Source organism: Kitasatospora phosalacinea (assembly GCF_000716545.1).
GTDB classification, from domain to species: Bacteria; Actinomycetota; Actinomycetes; order Streptomycetales; family Streptomycetaceae; genus Kitasatospora; species Kitasatospora phosalacinea.
In genome coordinates this window covers 1-389 of record NZ_JNWZ01000186.1, presented here as the reverse complement: position 1 = coordinate 389, position 389 = coordinate 1, and the positions used below count along the sequence as shown (strand labels likewise).

Sequence of the window (389 nt, the reverse complement as noted above, 5' to 3'; positions counted from 1 at the left end):
TCGAGGCCGCCCGCGCCTTCCGGGGGAGGTACGGGACGGAGCCGCCGGACGGGGCCGAGGCGTCCGGCTCCGTCCGGCCGGCGGACGACCGCTACGCGATGCACGCCTTCGGCGCCCAGTTCGCCGAGGCCCGCGTCCACCTGGACACGGGCGAGATCCGGGTGCCGCGCCTGCTGGGCGTCTTCGCCGCCGGCCGGATCATCAACCCGCGCACGGCGCGCTCGCAGTTCATCGGCGGCATGACCATGGGGCTGTCCATGGCGCTGCACGAGAACAGCGTCCTCGCCCCCCGGACCGGCCACGTCGTCAACCACGACCTCGCCGACTACCACATCACGGCCAACGCCGACGTCACCGAGGTCGAGGCCCACTGGCTCGACGAGCACGAC

Annotated in this window: 1 protein-coding gene; it reads left to right on the top strand. The window is 73.8% G+C overall.

What is annotated here, in order from left to right:
* Positions 1-389 (top strand): molybdopterin cofactor-binding domain-containing protein (locus OO48_RS34065; protein ID WP_033223572.1); only part of this gene is annotated, 389 nt, incomplete at both ends.